This window comes from Blastococcus sp. TML/M2B, from assembly GCF_016612865.1.
Lineage (GTDB): Bacteria > Actinomycetota > Actinomycetes > Mycobacteriales > Geodermatophilaceae > Blastococcus.
The window spans coordinates 1,428,477-1,448,111 of sequence record NZ_JAENZZ010000002.1 but is presented as its reverse complement, the minus strand read 5'-3'; the positions used below and the strand labels follow the sequence as shown (position 1 = coordinate 1,448,111).

At 74.7% G+C, this 19,635-nt stretch carries 15 protein-coding genes and 1 pseudogene; 8 read left to right on the top strand and 8 right to left on the bottom strand.

Translation table 11 applies throughout. The features are described 5' to 3' along the window. Positions 1-32 precede the first annotated feature (32 nt). The 3 genes and pseudogenes from JKP75_RS15480 to JKP75_RS15465 all read right to left on the bottom strand — a co-directional run bounded on the left by JKP75_RS15480 (position 33) and on the right by JKP75_RS15465 (position 4,037). A complete protein-coding gene (locus JKP75_RS15480) occupies positions 33-1,601 on the bottom strand; it encodes an arabinosyltransferase C-terminal domain-containing protein (protein ID WP_200493211.1) in 1,569 nt (522 codons plus the stop codon). A gap of 58 nt (positions 1,602-1,659) precedes the next feature. Further along, positions 1,660-3,162 (bottom strand): annotated as a pseudogene (locus JKP75_RS24720) (arabinosyltransferase domain-containing protein); the annotation flags it as partial. A 74-nt stretch (positions 3,163-3,236) separates the two neighbouring features. After that, positions 3,237-4,037: a TIGR03089 family protein gene (locus JKP75_RS15465; RefSeq protein WP_200490420.1), complete on the bottom strand. Its 801-nt coding sequence runs from the start codon at positions 4,035-4,037 to the stop codon at positions 3,237-3,239. A 91-nt stretch (positions 4,038-4,128) separates the two neighbouring features. Here JKP75_RS15465 and JKP75_RS15460 point away from each other — a divergent pair, with 91 nt between their 5' ends. The 4 genes from JKP75_RS15460 to JKP75_RS15445 are packed head-to-tail and all read left to right on the top strand — an operon-like array spanning position 4,129 to position 7,760. Next, a complete protein-coding gene (locus tag JKP75_RS15460; RefSeq protein WP_200490422.1) occupies positions 4,129-4,677 on the top strand; it encodes a phosphatase PAP2 family protein in 549 nt (182 codons plus the stop codon). Next, positions 4,674-5,660, top strand: a complete 987-nt coding sequence (locus tag JKP75_RS15455; protein WP_200490424.1) for a decaprenyl-phosphate phosphoribosyltransferase — start codon at positions 4,674-4,676, stop codon at positions 5,658-5,660. The genes JKP75_RS15460 and JKP75_RS15455 overlap by 4 nt, the downstream gene beginning before the upstream one ends. Then, positions 5,653-7,008 carry an FAD-binding oxidoreductase gene (locus JKP75_RS15450; protein ID WP_200490426.1) on the top strand — a complete coding sequence of 452 codons (1,356 nt, stop codon included), beginning with the start codon at positions 5,653-5,655 and terminating at the stop codon, positions 7,006-7,008. Before JKP75_RS15455 ends, JKP75_RS15450 begins: the two co-directional genes overlap by 8 nt. Next, complete coding sequence (locus tag JKP75_RS15445; RefSeq protein WP_200490428.1) at positions 7,005-7,760, top strand: decaprenylphospho-beta-D-erythro-pentofuranosid-2-ulose 2-reductase; 756 nt, start codon at positions 7,005-7,007, stop codon at positions 7,758-7,760. Before JKP75_RS15450 ends, JKP75_RS15445 begins: the two co-directional genes overlap by 4 nt. Before the next feature lie 16 nt (positions 7,761-7,776). On the opposite strand, the gene JKP75_RS15440 is transcribed toward JKP75_RS15445, so the two are convergent. The 5 genes from JKP75_RS15440 to JKP75_RS21670 all read right to left on the bottom strand — a co-directional run bounded on the left by JKP75_RS15440 (position 7,777) and on the right by JKP75_RS21670 (position 14,488). Further along, on the bottom strand, positions 7,777-9,297 hold the full coding sequence (locus JKP75_RS15440) for an LCP family protein (protein ID WP_200490431.1): 1,521 nt from the start codon (positions 9,295-9,297) through the stop codon (positions 7,777-7,779). Positions 9,298-9,475: 178 nt separating this feature from the next. After that, on the bottom strand, positions 9,476-11,212 hold the full coding sequence (locus JKP75_RS15435; RefSeq protein WP_200490433.1) for a hypothetical protein: 1,737 nt from the start codon (positions 11,210-11,212) through the stop codon (positions 9,476-9,478). Positions 11,213-11,241: 29 nt separating this feature from the next. Continuing rightward, complete coding sequence (locus JKP75_RS15430) at positions 11,242-12,564, bottom strand: methyltransferase domain-containing protein (RefSeq protein WP_200493209.1); 1,323 nt, start codon at positions 12,562-12,564, stop codon at positions 11,242-11,244. Further along, complete coding sequence (locus tag JKP75_RS15425; protein WP_200490437.1) at positions 12,561-13,472, bottom strand: hypothetical protein; 912 nt, start codon at positions 13,470-13,472, stop codon at positions 12,561-12,563. Before JKP75_RS15425 ends, JKP75_RS15430 begins: the two co-directional genes overlap by 4 nt. Further along, positions 13,469-14,488 carry a glycosyltransferase family 4 protein gene (locus JKP75_RS21670; protein ID WP_200490439.1) on the bottom strand — a complete coding sequence of 340 codons (1,020 nt, stop codon included), beginning with the start codon at positions 14,486-14,488 and terminating at the stop codon, positions 13,469-13,471. Before JKP75_RS21670 ends, JKP75_RS15425 begins: the two co-directional genes overlap by 4 nt. Positions 14,489-14,676: 188 nt before the next feature. Between JKP75_RS21670 and JKP75_RS15415 the strand changes: the two genes are divergently transcribed. The 4 genes from JKP75_RS15415 (at position 14,677) to JKP75_RS15400 (ending at position 19,604) form a co-directional block, all read left to right on the top strand. After that, on the top strand, positions 14,677-15,657 hold the full coding sequence (locus tag JKP75_RS15415) for an ABC transporter permease (protein WP_200490441.1): 981 nt from the start codon (positions 14,677-14,679) through the stop codon (positions 15,655-15,657). A 5-nt stretch (positions 15,658-15,662) separates the two neighbouring features. Then, on the top strand, positions 15,663-16,910 hold the full coding sequence (locus JKP75_RS15410; protein WP_200493208.1) for an ABC transporter ATP-binding protein: 1,248 nt from the start codon (positions 15,663-15,665) through the stop codon (positions 16,908-16,910). 85 nt (positions 16,911-16,995) lie between these two features. Then, positions 16,996-18,156, top strand: coding sequence for a glycosyltransferase family 4 protein (locus tag JKP75_RS24090; protein WP_200493207.1), 1,161 nt, complete (start codon positions 16,996-16,998; stop codon positions 18,154-18,156). Further along, complete coding sequence (locus tag JKP75_RS15400; protein ID WP_200490448.1) at positions 18,153-19,604, top strand: glycosyltransferase family 4 protein; 1,452 nt, start codon at positions 18,153-18,155, stop codon at positions 19,602-19,604. Before JKP75_RS24090 ends, JKP75_RS15400 begins: the two co-directional genes overlap by 4 nt. Positions 19,605-19,635: the final 31 nt, after the last annotated feature.

Genomic DNA, 19,635 nt, shown 5'->3' with positions numbered 1-19,635 from the left:
GCACAGCTGCTCCGCGGACGGCGGACCCGCCCTCAGTCCTCCGGGGACGGGCCGGGGCCGGCCTCGGGCCACCAGCCCCAGCCGGCGATCGTGCGGCTGCCGTCCACGACGCGGAAGGCGTCGGTGGGCAGGTCGTAGTCGAGCTCGACCAGCGCGCCCCACGTGACGTCCGCGGAGGTGTCGGGGAGGAAGCCGCGGTACCGGGTGATCCCGGCGACCTCGTCCACCGTGCCGTAGGCCCCGCCCTTGTTGTCGACGATGAGCAGGCCCGGGTCGTCGGAGAATGTGTCCCCGAGGACCAGCAGGTCGATCGCCTCCACCATCCCGTCGGCCACCCGGGGCGGCTCCACGCAGGGCATGTTGAAGCCGATCGGCCAGTCCAGCGCCACCGACTTCCCCTCGAACAGCTCGGTCAGAGGCTGCCCCACCACCCGGTAGGGCTCCGCCACGGCCAGCCAGCCCCCTGCGGTCAGGTTCTGGTCGGTCAGCCGGTAGCGCACCAGCGCGGCCCCCTCGGGGAACTCCCGCGAGGCGCCGACCAGCCGGCGGGTCCAGCTGCCCTCCCCGACGCTGGTGTCCTCGGAGTCCTCGTCGTCCTCGTCGCCGAGTTCGATGTCGAGCCCCTGCAGGACGCGTCCCTCCGCGTCCCCGTACTCGGCGACCGCGGTCGTGCCGTCGTCCGGTCGCCCGGCCAGGCCCATCCCCAGCACCTCCCGCTGGGTCAGCTCGCGGATGTCGAACCAGGGCGTGACCACCTCCGTGGTCCGGTCGACCGCGTCGTCGTCGCGGGTGGTCCACCGCTCGGCGCCCTGCGGGACCACGAGCCGGTCGCCGGAGCCGTTGGCCGGGGAGGCGTCGTCGTCGGCCGGGGGTGAGGCCTGCCCGCCCACGTCGGCCACCGGCAGCCGTCCCGTCCCGGTCAGGGCCACGGCGTCGTCGGCCAGACCGCATCCCGGGTCCCCGATCAGCGCCGAGGTGGTGTCCCCGGCCATCGACCAGGTGTTGCGCAGCAGGATGTTGGCCGCCGCGCCGCTCGCCGTGAGCACCATGACCGACGCGGCCAGCGCCGCCACCGCGATGCTGATCGGCGCCTCGGGCCAGGGCCTGCCGGAGACCTCGCCGGGCGAGGCGGCGCGGCGCCGGTACCACCAGAGGGCTCCGACGACGGCGAGGGCGCCGAGCAGCCACGCCGCCGGGTTCCCCAGCACTGCCGGGAGGTCCCGGACGACCCGGTAGCCCGAGTACTCCACCGGGTGGTTGCCCGCGTGGAAGGCGAGCGCGACGGTCAGCGCGAGACCGACGGTGAGCGCCAGGGACGCCCAGCGGTCGGGTCGGCGGCGCACGAGCACCGCGACGGCCACGGTGAGCAGCAGCGCCCCCGGGGCCGCCAGCGCACCGAAGTGGTGGGTCCACTTGGTGGGGGAGAGGAAGAAGGTCAGGTTGGCCGCGACGTAGGCCAGCGCCGGCACCGCCCACGTGACGCGCCTCGTCGAGTGGCGGGTGACCCGCGTGAGAACCGCCGTGACACCGACCAGCAGGGCGAGGGTCAGCAGGACCACCAGCTGGCGGGTGAACGTCCGCTGGGCCAGTTCCGGGCCCATTGGTCAGGTAGTAGTAGCGCAGCACCTCCTTGTACCAGGGCTGCACCGGCCCGACCTCGCGGTGCACCCGGAGGGCGGTGGTCGCGGTGGCCAGGGTCGCGTCGGAGAAGACGATCGTCGAGGCCGCGCTCGCCGAGGCCACCAGCAGGGCCAGCGTCGCCCACAGCCCCAGCGCCGAACGGCGCAACAGCGGCCACAGGCGGGGGAGCAGCACGACGAGGGTGGCCGCGCACGCCAGCCCCGAGGCGGTGATGGTCACCGCGGTGCCGGCGATCAGCGCGGCCACGCCGAGCAGCCACACCCGCTCCCGGCGGATCGCCTGCAGCGCCAGCGCCAGCGTGCCCGCCCAGGCGAGGGTGATGAGGAACTCGGGCCGGGCGCCGATGTTCCAGGGCAGCCACCAGGCGAGCAGGGCCAGGCCCGCCACGACGCGCAGCGCGGGGTGCGGCCGGTCGACCAGCAGCGGCACGAGCTGGCGGCTGAGCAGCCACCACACCGCGAGGCCCGCCGCCAGGGAGGGCAGCCGCAGCACCAGCGGCTGGGTGGAGAGCTCCGTCAGCGGCGCCAGCAGGGTCTGGTGCAGGACGAAGGGGATCTCGGGGACGTTGAAGAAACGGAACTGGTTGCCGACGTAACCCGCGGAGTCCAGCGTGCGCGCCTCGGCGCTGTAGTAGTAGTCGTCGGTGTTGATGAACCCGATGAGGGTCCACACGACCAGGGTGACGACGACGCCGGCGTCGGCCAGCAGCCCCCACAGCCGGCCGCTCCGGTCGGCCGGCGGCCCGACCAGCGGGGGCAGCGGCTCGCGGTGCCGGCGGGACGGCGCGGGGCCGGCCCGCCAGAGCAGCCACAGGCAGCCGAGCAGCGCGGCGACGTGCCCGACGACGAGCGCCGTCTTCAGCGTCGTGGGCGAGGTCTGGAACCGGGCGTCCGGGTGCGCGGTGACCGAGGGCGACGCGCCGTCGGCGGCGGTGAGGTCGGTGGTGAACGCGGTGATCTCGGGGACGCCGAGGCCCGGCCGCTCGCCGAGCAGCTCCGGCTCGGCGCCGGGCTGCTCGAGGGTCACGGTGGTGCCGGACTGGAGGGCCGCGATGACGAACGTGCAGTCAGCGGAGTCCGGGACGTCGCCGCTCCACAGCTCCTCGCCCGAGGAGATGATCCGCATGTTCGTGCCGGTGACCGACGCGCGCAGCCCGCGCGCGGTGCCCCGCTCGGAGTCGCGCAGCGTCGTCGCGAGCAGCACGCCCCGCGCCGCACCCGGCTCCTGGCGCTCGGCCAGGGCGGTGACGGCCGCGCAGGGGATCTCGGCCCGCACGTCGATCGGCCGGTAGGGCATGAACAGGGCGACGGTCGACTGCGGATCCGCGGGGTCCAGCGGCCACTGCACCTCGGGGGTGTCCACCCGCACCGGTGCCAGGGGCAGCGCCACCGCGAGCACGAGGGCGAGGGCGGCGAGCGCCCAGGCGAGCACCCGGCGGGGGTCCCGGCGGCCGCCCGCGGCCGCGCCGGCGTCCGGATCGGTCGGGGTAGCGGGGTCCGTCGTCGCGGGGGAGGCGCTCATGCGCCGCGGGCGGGGGGCCGGGCCGCGGGGGACGTCACGCGGGGGAGTGTAGGGATTCCTCCTCGGAGTCCCGGTCAGCCCGGGCGACCGAGCTGCCGGACTCCGTCGACCCGCAACCCGAGGGTTGCGGTGACCCGTTCGGTCGCCGCCCGCGCCGCGAGCCGGTCGGGGTCGGCGTTGCGGCAGAGGACCAGCGAGGCCCCCGCGGCGAGGGGCGCGAGCAGCCAGGCGACCGGCCCGGCCTCCTCCGCGGTGCGGTCGTCGACCAGCACGCGGTCGCCCTCCCCGAGCCCGAGCCGGCCGGCCAGCTCCCCGGCGGCCGCGGTCAGGCTGCCGAGGGTCAGCGCGGCCTCGCCGACGAGCAGCCCCGGGTCGTCGGGGTCGGGCTGCTGGTGCGGGAAGAAGACGTCGCCGTGCACCCGGACCTCGGCCGCGAAGTCGCGGGCGGGGCCGGTGTAGCCGGTCATGCCCAGCCCGAGCGGGTGCAGGGACAGCCCCCACAGCTCGGTCGCCGCCTCGCCCAGCGCCTCCTGCACGGCGGGGAGGCGGTCCTGCGCGGCGAGCACCACGTCGGCGCCGACCGCCCGGCCCTCGTCCTCGAGCGCCGTGTCGAGCACCGCAGCGCCGCAGCTCCAGGTGGCCAGCAGCACCGCGGCGGTCTGCCAGTGCACCGGCAACGCCAGCGCGACGGTGCCGCCGGGGCCGACGTCGCATTCGTCCTGCAGCAGGTTGGCCGTCTTGGCCACCCAGTTGGCCAGCGTCGCGGCGGAGAGCTCCACCCGCTCGTCGGTCGCGTCGTCGTAGGCGGTCAGCAGCGGCGTGGCCGGGGAGCGGCGCAGCGCGGCGGCGAGCAGGTCGGCCGGGGAGGTGGGCACGGCACCAGGGTGTCAGGCGCGGTGGGGACCGGGCGGTCCGCCCCGGCGTCGCCCCGCGAGGGGGGTGCGGCCCGTCTAGAGTCGGGAGCCGATGACCGCACCGAGCGCTGCCCTGACCCGGATGGACCACGCGGTGCTCCGCTCGACCCGCCGCGCGCTGGGCGGGACGCCCGCGGTGCCGGTGGCCCGCGGGCTCTCGCACTTCGGCGAGCACGCCCTGGGCTGGCTGGCGCTCGGCGCCGCCGGCTGGGCCTCCGGCCGCCGCCAGGACGAGTGGGCCGCCGGCGTCGTGGGCGTCGTCGCCGCGCACGCGGCCGGCGTCGTCGTCAAGCGCGTGGTGCGCCGGGTGCGCCCCTCCCTCGAGGACGTGCCGGCCCTGGTCGGGACGCCGAGCCGGCTGTCCTTCCCCAGCGCGCACAGCTGCTCCACCGCCGCGGCCGCCGTGGGCTTCGGGCCGGTGGTGGGCCGTCCTCCGATGGTGGCGGTGACCGCCGTCATGCTGGTCTCGCGGGTGCTGCTGGGCGTTCACTACCCGACGGACGTGGTCTCGGGCGCGGCGCTCGGGGCCGGTGTGGCCACGGTCGTGCGGCGCCGCATGCTCCGCCACCCCGTGCAGAGAGACGCAGGCAGGCAGTCATGACCGTGCACCCCCAGTCGAGCACCGCTCCGCCCGCCGAGGAGCCGCCGGCCCCGGCGGCCGGGGGCTCCGCGCACCCGGCGCCGCTCGCCCCGCGCCTGCCGGGCTTCCGCGGCACCTTCGCGTGGGGGCTGGTCCGGGCGCTGCGCCCCCGCCAGTGGGTCAAGAACGTGCTCGTGCTGGCCGCGCCCCTGGCCGCCGGTGAGATCTTCAACGCCGAGGTGATGCGGCCGACCGCTGTCGCCTTCCTGCTCTTCTGCCTCTCGGCCTCCGCCGTCTACCTGGTCAACGACACGATCGACGTCGAGGAGGACCGGCGGCACCCGCGCAAGCGGTTCCGGCCGATCGCCGCCGGCATCGTGCCGCGCTGGCTGGCGCTGGCGATGGCCGCCGTGCTGCTCGTCGTCGCGCTGACCGCCGCCGCGCTGCTGACCCGCCCCGAGCTGGCCTTCGTCCTGGGCAGCTACGTGGTCATCCAGCTCGCCTACTGCGTGTTCCTCAAGAACCAGCCGGTGATCGACCTCGCCGTCGTCGCCTCGGGGTTCCTGCTGCGCGGCATCGCCGGCGGTGTCGCGGCCGGCCTGCTGCTCTCGCAGTGGTTCCTGCTGGTGGCCGCCTTCGGCTCGCTGTTCATGGTGGCCGGCAAGCGGTACTCCGAGCTCGTCCTGGTCGGCGACGCCGCCGCGACGCGCAAGACGCTCAAGGAGTACTCGCCCAGCTACCTGCGCTTCGTCTGGAGCCTGTCCGCCGGCGTGGCCGTCACCGCCTACAGCCTGTGGGCCTTCGAGATGGGGGAGACCCAGGACGGCGTCCCGTGGTCGACGATCTCGATCGCCCCGTTCGTGATGGCGATCCTGCGGTACGCCGTGGACGTCGACCGGGGTGCCGCCGGCGCGCCCGAGGAGATCGTCCTGCGCGACCGCGTCCTGCTCTTCCTCGGTGTGCTGTGGGTCGTGACCATGGCGTTGGGAGTCTTCGATGTCTGAGACGACGCTGCTCAACGGGTGGGGGCGCACCGCGCCCACGCCCGCCGTCCTCACCCCGGTGCACGGCGACGCCGAGGTGCGCGCCGTCCTGGCCCGGGCCGCCGCCGGCGGCCGGGGCGTGGTGCCGCGCGGCCTGGGGCGCAGCTACGGCGACGCGGCGCAGAACGCCGGCGGGCACGTGCTCGACATGACCACGGCCGACCAGGTGCTCGCCTTCGACCCGGAGACCGGGCTGGTCGACGTCGAGGCCGGCATCTCGCTCGACGAGCTGATGAACCGCTTCGTGCCCGAGGGCTTCTTCGTCCCGGTCACACCCGGGACGCGGTTGGTGACCGTCGGCGGCGCGATCGGCGCCGACATCCACGGCAAGAACCACCACGTCGCGGGCAGCTTCGCCCAGCACGTCCGCTGGCTGGACCTGCTCACCGCCGACGGCCAGGTGCACCGGGTGAGCCCCGAGCAGGACCCGGACCTGTTCTGGGCCACCGCCGGCGGCATGGGCCTGACCGGGGTCATCCTGCGCGCGCAGGTGCAGATGAAGAAGATCGAGTCCTCGCGCTGCCTGGTCGACACCGACCGCACGCCCGACCTCGATTCGCTCATGACGCTGCTGAGCGAGACCGACCACCTCTACGAGTACTCGGTGGCCTGGATCGACACCCTGGCCAAGGGCAAGCGGATGGGCCGCTCGGTGGTGACCCGCGGCCGGTTCGCCACGCTCGACGAGCTGCCCGCCAAGCACCGCGCCGACCCGCTGAAGTACCACGGCTCGATCAAGGTGAAGGTCCCCGACGTCTTCCCGCCCGGGCTGCTCAACCTCGCGACCGTCGCCGCCTTCAACGAGGTCTGGTACCGGAAGGCCCCGAAGCGCAAGCGCGACCAGCTGCAGAGCATCCCGACCTTCTTCCACCCGCTCGACGCGGTCGGGGGCTGGAACCGCATCTACGGCCCGCGGGGCTTCGTGCAGTACCAGGTCACCGTCCCGTTCGGGCAGGAGGAGGCCATGCGGGAGATCCTCGACCGGCTCAGCGCCTTCGGGACGGCGTCGTTCCTCGCGGTGCTCAAGCGCTTCGGCCCGGGCAACCCCGGCATGCTCTCCTACCCGTCGCCGGGCTGGACCCTGGCGCTGGACATCCCCGTCATGAAGGGGCTGGCCGGGCTGCTGGACTCCCTCGACGAGGTCGTCGTCGCCGCCGAGGGGCGGACCTACCTGGCCAAGGACTCCCGGGTGCGCCCGGAGACGTTCGCGACGATGTACCCGCGGCTCGAGGACTTCCGCGCTGTCCGCCGCCGGGTCGACCCCGACGGCGTCTTCACGTCCGACCTGGCCAGGAGGCTCTCCCTGTGATCGACGCCCTGGGTTCGCCCGGCTCGCTGCTGCTCGTCGGTGGCACGTCCGACATCGCCGTCGCCACCGCGAAGCGGTACCTGCAGGAGCGGCCGCTGCGCGTCGTCGTCGCGGCCCGGGACACCCCGCGCCGGGCCGCGGTGGCCGACGAGCTGCGCACCGCGGGCGCCGAGGTGGAGGTCGTCGACTTCGACGCCGACGACGAGGCCGCGCCCGAGCGCGTGGTGGCGGCCGCGGCCGCGGGCGGCGACATCGACGTCGCCGTCATCGCCTTCGGCCAGCTCGGCGACCAGGAGCAGCTCGCCGGCGACCCCGCCGCTGCGGCCGCGCTGGGCCGGGTGAACTACGTGGCACCGGTCGTCGTCGGCACCGTGCTCGCCAACCGGATGCGCACCCAGGGGCACGGGGCGATCGTGGCGCTGTCCTCGGTCGCGGGGGAGCGGGCCCGCCGGTCCAACTACGTGTACGGCTCGACCAAGGCCGGCGTCGACGCCTTCTTCTCCGGCCTGGCCGACTCCCTCGTCGGCACCGGCGTCTCCGTGCTGGTCGTCCGGCCGGGCTTCGTCCGGTCCAAGATGACCGAGGGGCTGCCCGACGCGCCGCTGTCCACGACCCCGGAGGCGGTCGCCGAGGCGATCGTCACCGGCGTCCGGAAGGGCCGGCACACCGTCTGGATTCCCGGCGCGATGCGCGTGGTCATGAGCGGGCTGCGGCACACCCCGCGCGCGGTCTTCCGGCGGCTGCCCTTCTAGCCGGGCGGCGGCTGCCTCAGTTGATGCAGCCGGTGTCCGCGGCGGTGCGCTGGTCCTCGGGCGCGGCGGCCTCGGTCGGCTCCGGCGCGGTCACCGGCACGCCGACGCCGTTGAAGTCCGAGCCCAGGACCAGGTGGACGGTCCCGCGGCTGGGCTCGTCGGAGGCGACGAGGACCGCGCCCGGGACGGCCGCGGCCAGCGTGGCGGCGAGCTGCTCGTCGCCGGCGGCGTAGCGGATCTCGGTGGCCTCGTAGTCGCGGCTGTCCGCGTTGCCGGTGGTGGTGACGGGGAAGCCCTGCTCCTCCAGCTCGGTCTTGGTGGAGGCGGCCAGGCCCGAGGTGCCCGAACCGTTGTAGACGGCGACGGAGACCTCCGAGGCCGGGACGGGATCGGGCGCGTCGGCGGGCGGCGGCGGGGTGGTGCCCGGCGCCGGCTCCGGCTCGGCGGAGAGGTCGGCGAAGAACGCGCGCAGCGCCTTCTGGTCGGCCAGCCGGACGATCGAGCCCGCCTCGGGGTCGCGGTCGGTGCCGACGTTGGGCACCGTCTGGAACTGGATGCTGTCCGGCGTCACCGACTGCATCTGGGCGGCCAGATCGAGCAGCTTGAGGTCCTCGTCGACGGTGAGCGAGTCGGCGGCGGCCTCGACCAGCCGGCGCTGCTTGCCGAGGTCGAGCAGCACGTTGTCCGACAGCATCTTGCGGATCATCCCGGCCATGAAGGTCTGCTGGCGGACGATCCGGTCCAGGTCGCCGCGGGGCAGGTCGTAGCGCTGCCGGACGAAGGAGAGCGCCTGCTCGCCCTGGATCGTCTGCACACCCGCGGGCAGGTCGACGCCGGAGTTGGCCTCCTTGACCGGGGCGCAGAGGTTCACCTCGACGCCGCCGACGACCTCGGAGAGCTTGAAGAAGCCGAGCAGGTCGACCTCCGCGTAGTGGTCGATCGACAGCCCGGTGACCCCGCTGATCGTCTGGATCAGCAGCTGGGCCCCGGCCGCCTGGCGCTCGGCGTCCGACGCGTCGTCGCCGGCCTCCTGGTAGTAGCCGTAGGCGTAGGCGGAGTTCAGCTTGTGCTTGCCGTAGCCGGGGATCTCGACGAACGAGTCGCGCGGGAAGGAGACGAAGGACGCCTTCGACCCGTCGGCCGGCACGTGCACCAGGATCATCGTGTCGGTGTTGACGCCGTCGTTGGCCTCGGTGTTGAGCTGGGCCAGCTCCTCCTCGCTGGCGCTGGCCCGGCTGTCGCTGCCGACGAGCAGCAGGTTCATCGCGTCGCCGTTGCCCTCGTTGCCGGTGTCCGGGATGGCGTCGGTGCGGTTCATGCTCGCGTCGGCGACCTGACCGAGGTACCAGCCCCAGCCGCTGCCGGCGAGCAGCGCCGCCGAGACCACCGCGGTGGCGACCCGGCCCGCGACGACCGCGCGCCGGCGCCCGGCACCGCCGCGCCCGGCCCGGGCGTCCGCCCGGCGCTCGCGCCGCGACGGCGCGCCCGCGCGCGGGTCGAGCCGGGCGGGGAGGGGGCGGTCGCCGTTGTCCGTCATGCACGTCCTCACGTCGGGCGGGCCGGCTCGGGTGGAGCTGTCCGGGAGCCGAGGTCCCGCGGCGCAGGCCTCCCAGGGTAGGTCCGGGAACGGCCCGAACCGGGGAGTGACGCCGATGTGACCTCCGCCGCCGCGGACCCACGAGACCGCTCCGTTCCCGGACGCCCCACCCGTCCCGCTACCCGCGGACGCGCAGCAGGACCGACGTCGGCCCCTCCTCCGTCTCCACGGAGCCGAGGTCGGTGGTGCCCGCGTTCCCGAGGGTCTGCTCGTGCTCGCGCGACCCGGTGGCCGCGAACACCAGGGCCACGTCCTCGTCGCCGGGGCCGACCCGGTCGGCACCGAAGAGCTCCACCGAGCGCCGGTCGACCGTGACGTCGACGCCCTCGGCGACCAGCCCGTTGACGACGCCGGCCGCGACCGGCCACACCTCCGGCGTGGCGATCTCCACGTGCACCGCGCGGGTGCCGGTGCCTTCCAGCGCGTCGTCGACCAGGGCCGTGGCCCCGACGACGCCGTAGGCCGACGGCAGCCCCACGGCCGCCCGCCCGAGCGACACCCCGGCCACCACCGACCCGGCCACCACGACGACGGCGACGGGCACCAGGACGGAGGTGCGCGCCAGGTCGAGCCGGCGGCCCGCGCCGCCTTCACCGCGGGCGGCGAACCGGTCGTGCAGCAGGTGCATCGCGCCGACCGCCGTCGCCACGGGCAGCGCCGCGACCCAGAGGACGAGGTACCAGTAGAGGACGCCGGTGACGGTGACGGCGGCGAGGAAGGCCGCCGCCAGGGCGGCGCAGAGGACCGCGCCCCACCACGTGCCGGCGGGCGAGCCCCAGCGCCGGCCCAGCACCACCAGGGCGACCGCGGCCAGCACCTGGACGGCCAGGACGAGTGCCACGGACAGCGGGAGGCTGCTGACGTCCATCTCCCACGGTCCGGGGTCCCGGTCGTAGGGCGTCATCGAGAGCATGCGGCCCACGGCGATCAGGGCCTGCGCGGGCGATGGCCGGCCGCCGGGCTCCTCGTGGTTGACGAAGAAGCTGACCAGCCGGACGAGGTTCCCCTCGCGGAGCGGCGAGGTCAGCTGCTCGAGGACCGGGGGGACCCACACCGCCACCAGGAGCGCGCCCAGGCCGACGGTCCAGCGGGTGGACCGGACCCGGGACGAGGCATCGGCATCGGCATCGGCATCGGCATCGACGTCGGTCGCGGGTGCCGTCGTCCGCCGGGCGCGGCGGGCGAGGACGAACGAGGCGCCGGCGGTGAGGACCACGAGCCCGACCAGCGGCGCGGTCCCGACGTGCGTCTGGGCGAGGAAGCTGCCGCTGAGCAGCATCGCCAGCAGGGCGGGCCAGGTGCCGGTGTGCACCCGGGCGGCGAGCACGAGGAAGAGCAGCGTCCCGAGCAGCAGCGCGTAGGGGCTCCACACGTCGACGAACATCTCGGCCGGCATGCGCAGCACGAAGGCCAGTACGGCGCCCGCGGTCGCGAGGGTGAGCAGCGGCCGCCCCAGGCGGTGGACGGCGAGCACGACGGCGAGCGCCAGCAGCCCGTTGACCAGCACGCCGGCGGCCATCAGCGCGACGTCGTCCCCGCCGAACAGCCGCATCGGCGGCGCCAGCAGGTAGAACCACAGCGGGCCGGGGTGCGACCAGCCGTAGCGCGAGTAGGGCCCGAGCTCCCGCTCGAGGGTGCTCGCCTCGTGCACCGACAGGCCGGTCAGCGCCTGGTCGCCGTCGAAGCGGAACGCGTCGTCGACGCCGCCCAGCACCCGGAGGACGCCGATGCCGAAGGCGGCGACGACGGCCAGCGCCGCCACCAGGACCGCCCACCGCGCGGACCGCCCCCCGCGAGGGGGCGGTCCGGCGGTGCGGGCCGGTGCGGCGGCTGCCGTCGAGCGCTCGGGAGCCACGGGTCCGTCCTCGGCGCTGCGGTGCGCGGTCAGTTCGACGGGGCCGGCGGCGTCCGGGCGATCACCGCGTAGTCCTGGGGGCCGAAGAGCACCTCGTTGAGCACGCCGAAGCCCTTGTTCACCGACCCGGCGAGCTCGCGGGCCCACTCCGGGGCGTCCTCGCCCAGCTCGGTCATCGGCAGGTGGTAGTCCTCCGCCGGGCTGTAGAAGCGCAGCCGGACGTCCCGGAAGCCGGCCTTCTCGCAGAGGAAGGCCAGCAGGCTCGGGTGCAGCGGGCGGACGTGCGTCGGGTCCAGCAGGTAGGAGTTGCCCAGGACGATGAGCGAGGCGGGGTTGGGCGTCTCGCTGATGAAGACCGAGTCGGGGCCGAGCTTCACCACCGCGAGCTCCAGCAGCTCGATCATGTCGTCGAGCTCGAGGTGCTCGAGGACGTGGGTGGTGATGATCGCGCCCAGCGAGCCGTCCGGGACCGAGCGCAGCCAGTCGCCGGCCAGCTCCTCGTGCACGGTGATGCCGCGGGCGCGCGCCTCGGCGGCCATCCCCGGGTCGGGCTCGATCCCGATGACCTCGATCCCGCGTTCGGCGAGCATCCCCAGCAGCTCGCCGCGGCCGCAGCCGACGTCCACGACGGGCTGGTGGTCCGAGAGCAGCTCGGCGTAGCGGTCGACCAGGGTGTGCAGGATGGCGTCCGGGTCGCCCCGGAACCGCCGCTCGAAGCCCACGTAGTCGAACAGCGTCGAGGAGAGAACGGGGGCGTCGCCGTCGGCCGGCCGGGGGCGCGGCGGCAGGTCCGCGGCGGCGGTGCCCGGCGACGACGGCGGGGGAGAGGTGGTGCCGGCGGTCCGCAGCCGGCGCTCCAGCGCGTACACCGACTCGCGCAGCTCGGCGTAGCGGGCGCCCGCGCCGGCCAGCCCGGTGCCGGGCGCGAACGCCATGCCGAGCTCGTCGAGGGTGCTCTGGACGTGCCGCAGCTCGCCCTTGAGCAGCTCCAGGTTCACGTGCGCGCTGTGCACGGTGTCGTCGCGCTCGCGGATGCGCTGCGGATCCAGCCCGCCGCGGTCGGCGACCTCCCGCACCTGGGCCAGCGCCGGATCCCCGTCGAGGACGTCGACGACCATCCGGTGCACCCGCTGCCCCACCCGGGCCTCGGCGCGGCGGACCACGGGAGCCAGCCCGCGCCGGGCCAGCCCGGCCGCGGCGCGTCGACCGCGGCCGGCCACGCGGGTCGCGACCTGCCCCCACCGGCGCGGCTCCGGGGACGGCTCCGGGGGAGCCGCCGGCTGCTCGGCCGGGACGCCGGCGCCGCGCAGCCGCTCGACGGCCTCGGCACTGGTCGGGTCGGGGGTGCTCACGGGTGCTCCTCTCGGTCCGGTCGCCAGCCGGAGGTGACGGCGCCCGGCAGCCCGGCGGTCGCCGCCCGGGCGCGCCGGCGGACGAGGCTGTGCGGCGGGGTGCCCAGCTCGTCCATGGCCGCGGTCAAGCCTGACACGGTGCTGTGGGCCGGCGGGCGGACGCCGAGGCGGCGGCACAGCTCCGCGGCCACCGCGGCCGGGCGCCGGCAGCAGGCGGCCTGCCAACCGCGGCGGGCGAGGCCGGCGGCCCGGAGCTCGTCGTCGGCGAGCCCGGCCGCGAGCCGGGTCCGGACGGCGGGGTCGTCGTCGACCAGCACGTCCTCGCCCGGGGTGAGACCGAGCAGGCGGGCGCTCGCGGCGTCGGTGACGGCGGGGGCGGCCCAGGCCAGGGCGGTCCACAGGTCCTCGCCGGTGGCGACGACGGCGGAGGCCAGTGCGGCCAGCGTGGGCCAGGTGTCGCGCGCCGCGACGGCCGGTTGCTCCCCGGGGACGCCCCAGGAGACGCCGTCGGACCGGGACTCGCCGACCAGCCGCGCGGGCAGCTCGCGCACCCGGCGTAGGCCGGCGCGGGTGAACGGCAGGACCGGCCGGGCGTGCTCGGGCCAGGCGCGCAGGGACACCTGCAGGTCGTCGGGCCGGCCGTGCCCTGCGTCGGCGAGGACCGGGACGCCGGCTCCGGCCGCCGGTGCGGCGTCCTCGCCGGCCATCCACCAGACCGCGTACGGCGCCACCGGCCGCCGGGGGCGGACGTCGCTGCAGTAGAGGTGCGCCACCACGCCCTCGGGCAGCGCCTCGCGCTCGGACGCCGCCACCGGCTGCACGCCCGGCGGGAGCGCGGAGAGCACCGCGTTGAGGCCGTCGGGCACGTCCCGGCCGATGTGCACGGCCAGGCGGACGGGGGCGGTCACGGTGCCGTGAGCCGGGCCACGACGTCGGCCCAGGACAGGCCGGCGACGCGCTCCCGGCCCGCCGCCCCGAGCCGCTGGGCGAGCCCGGGGTCCTCGGCCAGCCGCCGGACGGCGGCGGCGAGGCCGTCGGGGGTGCCGTCGCAGACCAGCCCGGTGACGCCGTCCTCGACCCAGTCGAGCACCGCGCCGGAGTCGGCCGCGCAGATGACCGGCTTGCCGGCGTAGAACGCCTGGAGCGTGGTGTAGCCGTAGTCCTCGTCCTCGGGCACGTAGACGACGGCGAGCGCCCCGGCGTAGAGCTCCACCAGCTCGTCGTCGGCCACGAAGCCGGGCAGCTCGACCCGGCCGGACAGCCCGGCGCCGGCGACCTGCCCGCGCAGCTGCTCGAGCAGCTCGCCGCGGCCGGCCATGACCGCGCGGGTCGGCGCGGCCACCCGGGTCATCGCCTCGACCAGCAGCTGCGGGCGCTTGTTGGCCTCCTGGCGCTGCACCGAGAGCACGTAGTCGCCGAACCCGCCCGGGTGCAGGACGTCGTGCAGCGGCGGAGGGTGGGCCAGCGGCGTGCTGTCCAGGCCGTTGAAGCGGGCCAGCCGCCGGCTGACGACGCCGGAGTTGCTGAAGACCTTCTGCGCCTCGGACAGCGCGGCGATGTCCCACTCGGTCATCAGCCGCTGCTCCTCGAGGCTGACGTCGTCCCAGTCGAAGTCCGACCAGGAGGCGCCGGCCTCGAACCCGTCGTAGGCGCCGCGGTGCTGGTGCAGCAGCCAGACGACCTTGTTCGGGTGCTGCACGAAGTAGGACGGGAAGTTGGTGGCGATGACGAGGTCGGCGTCGATCGGGACCATGCGCCAGGCCAGCGGGGAGTCGAAGAGCCGGCCCTTCTCCCAGGCCACCGGCAGGCGCACGAGGTCGACGCGGTGCCCGGCCGCCTCGAGGGCCGCGACCAGGTTCTCCTGGTGCTGCTCGGCGCCTCCGCGGACGAAGGGCTTCTGCGCCCCGCACACGACGATGTCCACGTGACCGCCCTCCGCACCCGGGGGCGTCCCCCGCTTCTCGTCCCGACGGGGAACCCTAACCGGTGCCGGCTGTGGCCCGCGGGACGAGCGGGGACGGTGGGCGGGCTGTTCCGTGGTGCATCCCTCACCTCGCCGCGGTCGGCCTCGGGAAGGCGAACCGAGAGGGACCGGTACGTACGATCGCTGCCATGCCAGGACAGCTTCGGGGTGCCACCCCGCCCGCGGGAACGCGGACCGTGGGGCCCGCCGCCGGTGCCGGCGAGGTGCCCCTCGAGGACCAGCCGATGGAGCGGGTGAACCAGCCGGTCTCCTTCTGGCGGGGGTTCGGCCCGACCGTCCGGGACGTCTGGGCCTACCGGGAGCTGCTCGGCCAGCTGATCCGCAAAGAGCTGAAGGTCAAGTACAAGGACAGCGTCCTGGGCTTCCTGTGGACCCTGCTGCGCCCCCTGCTGTACCTGCTGGTCTACGCGGTGGCGATCGGCGTCTTCCTCGGCTCGGGGCGGGTCATCCCCGACTTCGGCATCTACCTGTTCACCGGGCTGCTGGCCTGGACGCTGTTCACCGACATCATCGGCGGCTGCACCGGCTCGATCGTCGGCAACGCGGGCCTGGTGAAGAAGGTGTACTTCCCGCGCGAGCTCTTCCCGCTGGCGGTCGTGGGTGCGGCGCTGGTCAACGTGCTGCTGCAGGCGGTCATCCTCGTCCTCGCCTACGTCGCGACCTGGAACTTCCCGTCCGTGGGGGACCTCGGGCTGGTCCCGCTCGCGCTCCTGGCCCTGGTGCTCTTCTCCGTCGGCCTGGGCCTGCTGCTCGCCGCCAGCAACGTCTTCCTCCGCGACGTCACGCACCTGGTCGAGGTCGGCCTGCTGCTGTGGTTCTGGATGACGCCGATCGTCTACGACTGGACCAAGGTCCGGACCACGCTCACCGTCGACAACGACCTCGCGTGGCTGTTCCAGGTCTACCTGGCCAACCCGATGGCCAACGTCGTGCTGGCCTTCCAGCGGGCGCTGTGGCCCGGTGGGCAGACCGAGGCCGGAGCGGCCTTCTACTACGACGGCAACCTGTACCTGCGTCTCGGTGTGATAATCGCCTTCGGCGCCGTCTTCGTCTGGTTCGCCCAGCGGGTCTTCGCCCGCTCCCAGGGCAACTTCGCCCAGGAGCTCTGACCCCCATGACCGACGTCATCCGCGTCAGCGGCGTCTCCAAGCAGTTCGCGCTGCGCAAGGACAAGTCGCTCAAGGAGCGCCTCGTCAACGCGCGGCGGTCCCGCGAGAACGCCGAGGAGTTCTGGGCGCTGCGCGACATCGACGTGACCTTCGCCTCGGGCAGCACCACCGGCCTGATCGGGCACAACGGCTCCGGCAAGAGCACCCTGCTCAAGATCATCGGCGGGATCCTCACGCCGACCACGGGCTACGTCGAGCGGCGGGGCCGGCTGGCGGCGCTGCTCGAGCTCGGCGCCGGGTTCCACGGCGACCTCACCGGCCGCGAGAACGTCTACCTCAACGCCGCGATCCTCGGGCTCACCCGCAAGCAGACCGACGCCTACTTCGACGAGATCGTCGACTTCTCCGGGATCGAGAGCTTCATCGACACCCAGGTGAAGTTCTACTCCAGCGGCATGTACGTGCGGCTGGCCTTCGCCGTGGCCGTGCACGTGGACCCGGAGATCCTGCTGGTCGACGAGGTGCTCTCGGTCGGTGACGAGCCCTTCCAGCGCAAGTGCCTGGACCGCATCCGGCGCTTCCAGCGCGAGGGCCGCACGATCGTCTTCGTCAGCCACAGCCTGGACCAGGTGCGCCAGCTGTGCGACCGCGCCGTCCTGCTCGACCACGGCCGGCAGGTCGTCGACGGGACGCCCACCGAGGCGGTCCGCGCCTTCCGCGACCTGAACCAGGCCGCGGAGGAGGCGGAGGAGGAGAAGAACGTCGACCTCGCCGCCCAGGGCACCCGCCGGGTGACGATCTCCGAGGTCTCGGTCGCCGACTCCGACGGCCGGCCGGTGCGCACGCTGCCCTCCGGCGCGGGGCTGCAGGTGCGCTTCCGCGTCGACCCGGGCAGCCGGCTGGACGACTGGATCGTCGGCGTCGCGGTCGAGGACAGCGGCGGCCAGGTGGTCTGGGGCGCCAACAGCGACATGCAGGGCTTCACCCTGCCCGAGCTGAGCGGCGGCCCCGAGGAGGTCACCGTGGAGTTCCCGGAGGTGCCGCTGTCCGAGGGCGTCTACCAGGTGAGCGTCGCCGTGGCCTCGACGGGGAACCGCACCGTCTACCACCGGGTCAACCGGGTGGCGACGTTCCGCGTGGTCACCGACGCCTACGAGGACGGTGCGGTGCACCTGGCCCCGGGGTACCGGGTCGCCGACCGGGCCGTGCCGCGGGGCGGCGTGCCGCTGGACAGCGTGGCCGGTGAGCGCTGACGTGCCGGCCGCAGCAGAGCACCGATCGAAGGGGGACGACATGAGCTCGACGGGGGCTCCGGACCGCCGGGGACGGATCGGCCTCGTGCCCGCCCGGTTCGGCGAGGGGATGGTCGGCGGCGCCGAGATCGTGCTCGCCGAGATGGGCAGGCGGCTGCGTGACCGCGGCTGGGACGTCGAGGTCCTGACCACCTGCGCGCTGGACCACTTCGGCTGGGAGAACGTCCTGCCGGCGGGGGAGTCGGTCGAGCAGGGGCTGGCGGTCCGCCGGTTCCCCGCCGTCTTCGACGACGACGCCGAGCGCGGCTGGCTCAACCACGCCGTCGCCACCGGTCAGCCGCTCGGGCTGGTCGAGCAGCAGCGGTGGATGAACGCCAACATGCGCTCGCCGGAGATGTACCACCACCTGCTCGACCACGGCGACGAGTACCGGGCGCTGGTCTTCGCGCCCTACATGTTCTGGCCCGCCTACGCCGGCAGCCAGCTGCTGCCGGACAAGAGCGTGCTGCTGGCCTGCCTGCACGACGAGCCGGCCGCCTACCTCGACCTCTTCGCGCCGGTCCTGTCCGGCATCGCCGGGCTGCTGTTCATGACCGAGCCCGAGCACGAGCTGGCCCACCGGGTGTCGCCGAAGCTGGCGCCGCACTCCGTCGTCGGCTGCGGGGTGGAGATCCCGGAGAGCTACGACGCCGCGGGGTTCAAGGAGCGGTACGGGCTGCCCGACCGCTTCGTGCTCTACGCGGGCCGGCGCGAGGGCGCCAAGGGCTGGGAGGACATGCTCGCCGCGTTCGGCCGCGCGGTCGAGGGCGGCCTGCCGCTGTCGCTGGTCACGTTCGGCTCGGGCGAGGTCCACCCGCCGGCGTCGCTGGAGGGCAAGGTGTTCGACCTGGGCTTCCTGCCCGACGCGGAGCGGGACAACGCCTTCGCCGCGGCCGAGGTCTACATCCAGTCCAGCCGGTACGAGGCGTTCTCGCGCACGGTCATGGAGGCCTGGCTGGCCGGCACCCCGGTCATCGCCAACGGCGGCAGCGACGTCGTGCGCTGGCACTGCGAGCGCTCCGGAGCCGGGCTGGTCTACGACGACGAGGCCGAGTTCGTCGAGTGCCTGCGCCTGGTGGCCGAGGCGCCGGAGCTGGCCCGCCGGCTGGCGAAGGGCGGGCGCGACTACGTGCTCGAGCACTACACCTGGGAGCAGATGCTCGACGGCGTCGAGAAGGGACTCGTGGAATGGACGACGGCGCCGTGACGGCACCGCGCGAGCGGGTGCTGATGATCTCCCCGTACCCCCCGGTGCGGGACGGCATCGCCTCCTACGCCCTGCAGACGGTGCGCGCGCTGCGCCGCGAGGGCCTCGACGTCGAGGTGCTCTCGCCCGGCCCGAGCGCCGCCCACCACCACCTGGACCTGCGCGGCCCGCGCGGTGCCCTGGCGCTGGCCAAGCGGATCCGGGACTACGACCGGGTGATTGTCCAGTTCCACCCCGACTTCTTCTACACCGAGCCGGGCCGGGCGAAGGCCCGCATGGTCGAGAGCGCCGCGCTGATGGTGCCCTTCGCCCTCGCCCGCCGGCTCGAGGTCGTGGTGCACGAGATCGACGGCCGGTTCGGCGACCCCCGCCGTCCCGACGGCCAGGTGGCCCGCCGGCTGTGGCACCTGCCGGAGTCGATCAAGGTGCACACCGCCTCCGAGCGGGACGCCTTCATCGCCGACTTCGGCGTGGACCCCGCCAAGGTCGAGCTGATCGCGCACGGGGCGGACTTCCGCCCGCACACGCACCTGGATCGGGCGGCCGCCCGCGCCTCCCTGGACATCGAGCCCGATGCCTTCGTCTTCCTGGCGATCGGCTTCGTCCAGCCGTCCAAGGGCTTCGACCGGGCGGTCGAGGCCTTCGACGGGCTCGCGGTCGCCGGCGCCCGGCTCGACGTCGTCGGCTCGGTCCGGACCGACGAGCCGGACATGGTCCGGTACGCCAGCGACCTCGTCGAGCTCGCCGAGGGCGTGGACGGCGCCACGGTGCACCTGGGCTACGTGAGCGACGAGCTCTTCGACCGCTGGATCGTCGCCGCCGACGTCGTGGTGCTGCCCTACCGGGCCATCTGGTCGTCGGGGGTCATGGAGCGGGCCGCCCTGTTCGACCGGCCGGTCATCGCCACCCGGGTCGGCGGACTGGCCGAGCAGGCGGCGGCCCGGGCGGACGTCCGGCTCGTGGACGACGACGCCGAGCTGCGCGCCGCGATGATCGAGCGCCTCCCGCTGGAGCACGTCCCCGCCACCGCCAGCTGGACCGAGGAGGTGCTGCCCGAGGGCGGCGACCTGCGCACCGGGCTGCAGGAGCGGGTGCGGGAGCGGGCCTCGACCCGGCCCTCGCTCACCCGGTCCGGCGCGGCCGGCACCCGCGCCGGGTCCGCCTCCTCGGCCGCCGAGGTCGCCCAGCGCTCGGCGCCGCTGCGCCGGCTGCCCTACCTCGGCCCGCCGGACACCAACCACGGCCGCCGGTCGGTGCGGCTGGTGAAGCGGGTCCTGCGCAAGGCGACGGCGTTCCAGGTCGACCCGCTGCTGGCCCGGGTCAACGAGCTCCAGGCCGCCACGATCCGGGCCCTCGAGGCCGAGGCCCGCGCGGCCCAGGTCCGTGAGGTCGAGACCCGTGGGGTCGAGGCCCGTGACGGCCGTGGCGCGGAGGCCGCCGGCAGCTGACCCGTCCGGCGCGGCGCTCCGGCCCTCCTCC

Bases quoted from the DNA above. Each gene is read 5' to 3' on its own strand.
- JKP75_RS15480 (WP_200493211.1), bottom strand. From the start codon at position 1,601: ATGGGCCCGGAACTGGCCCAGCGGACGTTCACCCGCCAGCTGGTGGTC.
- JKP75_RS15460 (WP_200490422.1), top strand. From the start codon at position 4,129: ATGACCGCACCGAGCGCTGCCCTGACCCGGATGGACCACGCGGTGCTC.
- JKP75_RS15410 (WP_200493208.1), top strand. From the start codon at position 15,663: ATGACCGACGTCATCCGCGTCAGCGGCGTCTCCAAGCAGTTCGCGCTG.
- JKP75_RS15450 (WP_200490426.1), top strand. From the start codon at position 5,653: ATGTCTGAGACGACGCTGCTCAACGGGTGGGGGCGCACCGCGCCCACG.
- JKP75_RS15415 (WP_200490441.1), top strand. From the start codon at position 14,677: ATGCCAGGACAGCTTCGGGGTGCCACCCCGCCCGCGGGAACGCGGACC.
- JKP75_RS15455 (WP_200490424.1), top strand. From the start codon at position 4,674: ATGACCGTGCACCCCCAGTCGAGCACCGCTCCGCCCGCCGAGGAGCCG.
- JKP75_RS15440 (WP_200490431.1), bottom strand. From the start codon at position 9,297: ATGACGGACAACGGCGACCGCCCCCTCCCCGCCCGGCTCGACCCGCGC.